Genomic DNA, 3,948 nt, shown 5'->3' with positions numbered 1-3,948 from the left:
CGTAGCGTCGCAAACATGCCAGGTGAACGGAACAGAAGTCTCAAGAATCCAAAGCTCTACGAGGATCTCCGCGACGATGGGGCCAGCAAGGAGAAAGCCGCCCGCATCAGCAACGCGGCCGCCCGCGACGGGCAGAAGGCGGTCTCGCGGCGCGGGGGCAAGGCTGGCGACTACGAGGATATGACCGTGCCCGAGTTGCGCAAACGCGCCAAAGAGTTTGGCCTGCACGGCTACTCCGGCAAGAACAAGTCCGACCTCATTAGCTCGCTGCGCAACCACTGATGAAGCGCAACGACGACGGGCCCTCGACCGACCACGCCCCGGAGACGGAGGAGGACACTGCCTCCGGCGGCCCCGCCGACCCGCCCGACGAAACTGACCCGCCCGACTAATCTTCAGGCGTGGTCAGTGCGTCCGTTCTTCAGGGATTCGGGCGGGGGACTGTGATTACGCCAGTGGGCGGGTTTGCGGGCTCTGACGAGTTGTCCGTCGGCTCATCGGTCACGCTGAGGCCCTCGGGCGAGTTCGCGGACATCATGAGCTGGTCGATCCATGACCGGTTCACAGCAGGTCTGCGGCTGCCATCGAACCTGAACTGAATGAAGGTGTTGGGCGATAACCACACGGTGGTTCGTCCGCCACCTGTCGAGGCGTCGAACGTTAAGTTGAGTGCGAAAGCCTCGCCCCGTCGCAGCTTCGCTAGCGTAACAAGCATGATGTGGGTGAGAGTGCGGTCGCCAATCGTGATCCGCTCGGACGCAGGCCCGTAGATCAACTCACCCACACGGCCCCAGACCTCGCATGCATTAGATACTACAGGGCGGGTTCGAACTGCCGTTTCTCTGGTTCCCGTGTTTATGCCTGTCCACCTAGTGACAGCATTTAAGGTGGCGGGTCGCTTGTCGAGCCGGCGGAAGGGTGCCCTTCTTCCTCGGCGTCGCGTAGTTCCTCTTCGTCGATCGTAGGTACATCCGGATCCGGGTTGGGCGATTGCGGAGTGAAGTGCAGTTTCTGCATGTACGGAGTGGGTGCTTTCCGCCGGGCATCGGTGAACTCTTTCGAATAGTAGGCGCGGGCATCCGGCACGTCGCGATCACCAGAGATGAGGTCGTGCGCGAGGTTCAGGGCGAGCCGATTGGCTTCCTCGTCGTGGCAGGTGGCCGAGAGTTCGCCCATTGTGCGGCGCGCAACCACGCTGCCGTCGAATTGGGCGAGTGCGCTGAACAGGTCCGGGGCCACCCGGTAGTCGATGATCGATTCGACGGAGTCGTAGTGCGGTGCTGGAAACCGGTGTTCCCAGAATGCTTTCGTCGCCACGACCCGCTTCCACTCTCCTACCGCGAACCAGGTCAGCTGGGTAGCGGTCGACTCGTGCGGTTCACCGTACTTGTCGACAACCAACTGCGCGGCCTCCCGCGATTCGTCTGGCCAGTCGGCCAGTACTTCCGAACTGTGCATGAGTAGCTGCTATCCGTCGTTCACGATCGTGGCGTCCTCGTCGGGCTGGAGATCTTCGTCTGCCTCGACGAGACGATCTTGGTCGGGAACGCCTTTGACTCCGGTGGCGATGTCCCCGTCGCGAGTTGGTTCCTCGGTGATGGGGAAGTCGTCCTCGATGCCGCCAGGTGTGTTGATTGTCGGATCTGTCATCAGTACTTTCCTTCCGGGAGTGAGGCCAAGGCGTTCACCTTGTTCCATAAAGCTCACGTCACGGCTGGCGCCCCCGCAACCCGCTTGACCATTCGCTCTCGGCGAGTAGTCTCTGCGCGTGTCGGGTCCTGTCGAGGCTCGATCGACAGATCAGGTTTCGAACTGGCACCCATCGAATCCCACGATCCGCGGCCCTGTACCGGCTCCTCGAGGCGGCTGCCCGGCATGACGGTCGGCTAGCCGGATGTCGGCAACCCCGTTGACTGCGCGGCAGCATCGTCGTAGACCGGAGGTGACGAAAGGATCGGGATGCCCGTGAAACTGAATCAGGAAGCCCTCTCCCACGCGAAGGGGTTGCTGCGTCGCGGCGAGATCACTCATGACGATCGGGACGACTGGAGCGAGCACGCTCCCAGCACCGATGAGAACAACACCTTCATCGACAAGCACGGGATGGCCGAATACGCAAAATGGCATCTCGGCGAAGACACCGACCAGACCGAGGGCACCCGAGGTCGTTACCTGTTTCCTTACGGCGACTTCAAGAAGCTCCACCGGTGCGCCGTCATCTCTGGTGAAAGCCGAGCGGGCCAATATGACCATCCCACGATCAAGACCGCGCTCAAGAAGCTGCTTACCTCGATCGACGAAAAGGCTCCCCAAAAGTGACCGTAGGGGTGCGCCCGGATACTGCCGAACCCGATCGGCAGTCGTCACCAGAGAACGTCTCCAGCCCGACTTCGGAGCTGCGGCGTATCGACTTCACGGGGGCCATCTGGTTCGCAGCCACCATCATCGCGACAACCGTGCCGCTGGGTGGGATGCTTGCTGCCGGATGGCATCCCAGCGACTCGATACCCGTGCTGGCCGTGGTGTGGTGGGTCGGTGCCACCGCCATCGTCGTTGGCATTGCCTCGTTGGTCTGGGCCGGGTGCCCCGTGTTGGGTTCCAGCCTGGAGAAAGCGGACCGTCAGAAGTCCTTCTGCATCCGCGCTGGAGTGGTCCTCTACCTCGGCGGGACGGGCGCCGCGATCTTTGCCCTTCTCATCAACCCGGGGGGATGATCCACCCATGACCACAGATCCCACCAGAATCAGAAGTCAGCCAGCTCTGACCACCTCGACCGGACGGATTTGGCTCATCGTCGGCGGCATCTTCACAGGCGTGTCTCTTGCAGTCCTGATGCCGATGACGCAGCTCCCACCGCCAGGCGTTGCGCTGACCGGCGCCATAGCGGTAGCCACTCTCTACATTGCGATGATCGTCGCTCGGATCGTCATCCCCGCCGGCCGGCGCCGGCTCATGCTCCTGGCCGCGGCAATGCTGACGATCGCGGCGACCGCGGTCGTCACCGCAACTGTCGTGGCGAGTGCGGCAACACTCGACTAGCCAGCGAGGTTTCGTCAAACATGGCGAAAGGCTCCGGTGATCGTGACCACTGGAGCCCTTCTGTGCGAATCGTGGTTTTCACCTCGTTCGCACTTCTGACGCTACGCCCGCTAACCCAGGGAAGCAACCCCCCGGTGGATGCCTAGCGGTAGTGCGGATAGTCGGGGTACCGATAGTCCGAACCCCAGAATGGCCCGTACCCGTAGTAGCCCAGAACGCTGCCGTAGGTGTCGCGTTCTCGGACCAGTTCCGGGTCGTAGGCAGGGGCGTCGGCGACGTTCTCGCGGGTCTGGCCGATCCGCACCTCGTCCTCCGTGATGGCGGTGATGGCGTCGACCGGGATGAGAGTCATGTCCTGGCCGATGCCCAGAAACCCTCCCGAGGCCACGTCGAGGAACCGCACCCGACGCTCAGTGCCGTCGATCAGCAGATCTTTGACCTTGCCGAGGTCGTCGCCGTTTCTATCTCTGACGTCACGTCCGCGAATGTCCTCCTCGCGGTCGGCAACCGTCTGATCGGTCTCACTTAGTCTGACCAGTGTTCCCGTGTCCGAGGTGTCCGGGTTGTTCATGATGTTCTCCTTCGTCTTCGTCGTCGTTTCACCGGCTAGTTGCGCCGGACGCTCTCGGGAGGATCACCCACTCTGGGCAGCCCGCCATCGCGAGAGCGAATGAACTGCTGCCCTCTCTACGCTACGTCCCCGTTCGAGCGCCGTCGAAAAAACCTGACCCCTAGCCAAACCGGGAGAAAGGGCGTAAGCATGAAGGACCGGCCCAATCGAAGGAGGAGCCGTGGCAACCTGCGACACCTGCGGCAACGAGTACGACAAGACGTTCACCATCGAACGTGCCGACACGACCGGCACGTTCGACAGCTTCGAGTGCGCGATCACATTGATGGCGCCCGTCT

The 3,948-nt window shown here is 62.3% G+C and carries 7 protein-coding genes; 4 read left to right on the top strand and 3 right to left on the bottom strand.

Translation table 11 applies throughout. The features are described 5' to 3' along the window. Positions 1-15 precede the first annotated feature (15 nt). Complete coding sequence (locus tag CXY80_RS00380) at positions 16-282, top strand: Rho termination factor N-terminal domain-containing protein (protein WP_104131162.1); 267 nt, start codon at positions 16-18, stop codon at positions 280-282. Positions 283-882: 600 nt separating this feature from the next. Here CXY80_RS00380 and CXY80_RS00370 read toward each other — a convergent pair. Together CXY80_RS00370 and CXY80_RS00365 are read right to left on the bottom strand one after the other, a co-directional pair. Beyond that, the gene (locus tag CXY80_RS00370; RefSeq protein WP_104131160.1) at positions 883-1,458 is read right to left on the bottom strand and encodes a hypothetical protein; all 576 of its coding nucleotides are present in this window, start codon (positions 1,456-1,458) and stop codon (positions 883-885) included. A gap of 9 nt (positions 1,459-1,467) precedes the next feature. Next, positions 1,468-1,650: a hypothetical protein gene (locus tag CXY80_RS00365; protein ID WP_104131159.1), complete on the bottom strand. Its 183-nt coding sequence runs from the start codon at positions 1,648-1,650 to the stop codon at positions 1,468-1,470. Positions 1,651-1,959: 309 nt separating this feature from the next. Here CXY80_RS00365 and CXY80_RS00360 point away from each other — a divergent pair, with 309 nt between their 5' ends. From CXY80_RS00360 to CXY80_RS00350, 3 genes are read left to right on the top strand one after another with little or no spacing between them, the layout of a single operon-like run. After that, positions 1,960-2,319, top strand: a complete 360-nt coding sequence (locus CXY80_RS00360) for a hypothetical protein (protein ID WP_104131158.1) — start codon at positions 1,960-1,962, stop codon at positions 2,317-2,319. Continuing rightward, complete coding sequence (locus CXY80_RS00355) at positions 2,316-2,714, top strand: hypothetical protein (RefSeq protein ID WP_104131157.1); 399 nt, start codon at positions 2,316-2,318, stop codon at positions 2,712-2,714. Before CXY80_RS00360 ends, CXY80_RS00355 begins: the two co-directional genes overlap by 4 nt. A gap of 7 nt (positions 2,715-2,721) precedes the next feature. Continuing rightward, on the top strand, positions 2,722-3,039 hold the full coding sequence (locus CXY80_RS00350) for a hypothetical protein (RefSeq protein WP_104131156.1): 318 nt from the start codon (positions 2,722-2,724) through the stop codon (positions 3,037-3,039). A 142-nt stretch (positions 3,040-3,181) separates the two neighbouring features. Here the strand turns inward: CXY80_RS00350 and CXY80_RS00345 are convergent, their stop codons facing one another. Next, positions 3,182-3,610 carry a PRC-barrel domain-containing protein gene (locus tag CXY80_RS00345; RefSeq protein ID WP_104131155.1) on the bottom strand — a complete coding sequence of 143 codons (429 nt, stop codon included), beginning with the start codon at positions 3,608-3,610 and terminating at the stop codon, positions 3,182-3,184. Positions 3,611-3,948 lie beyond the last annotated feature (338 nt).

It is taken from the genome of Cryobacterium sp. M91, assembly GCF_002929615.1.
Classification (GTDB): domain Bacteria; phylum Actinomycetota; class Actinomycetes; order Actinomycetales; family Microbacteriaceae; genus Cryobacterium; species Cryobacterium levicorallinum.
The sequence above is the reverse complement of the archived record's forward strand: the minus strand, read 5'-3'. Positions and strand labels throughout refer to the sequence as shown.

What these genes read in the sequence shown, in the direction of transcription:
- CXY80_RS00360 (WP_104131158.1), top strand. Translation starts at nt 1,960, where the DNA reads ATGCCCGTGAAACTGAATCAGGAAGCCCTCTCCCACGCGAAGGGGTTG.
- CXY80_RS00345 (WP_104131155.1), bottom strand. Translation starts at nt 3,610, where the DNA reads ATGAACAACCCGGACACCTCGGACACGGGAACACTGGTCAGACTAAGT.
- CXY80_RS00370 (WP_104131160.1), bottom strand. Translation starts at nt 1,458, where the DNA reads ATGCACAGTTCGGAAGTACTGGCCGACTGGCCAGACGAATCGCGGGAG.
- CXY80_RS00380 (WP_104131162.1), top strand. Translation starts at nt 16, where the DNA reads ATGCCAGGTGAACGGAACAGAAGTCTCAAGAATCCAAAGCTCTACGAG.
- CXY80_RS00365 (WP_104131159.1), bottom strand. Translation starts at nt 1,650, where the DNA reads ATGACAGATCCGACAATCAACACACCTGGCGGCATCGAGGACGACTTC.
- CXY80_RS00350 (WP_104131156.1), top strand. Translation starts at nt 2,722, where the DNA reads ATGACCACAGATCCCACCAGAATCAGAAGTCAGCCAGCTCTGACCACC.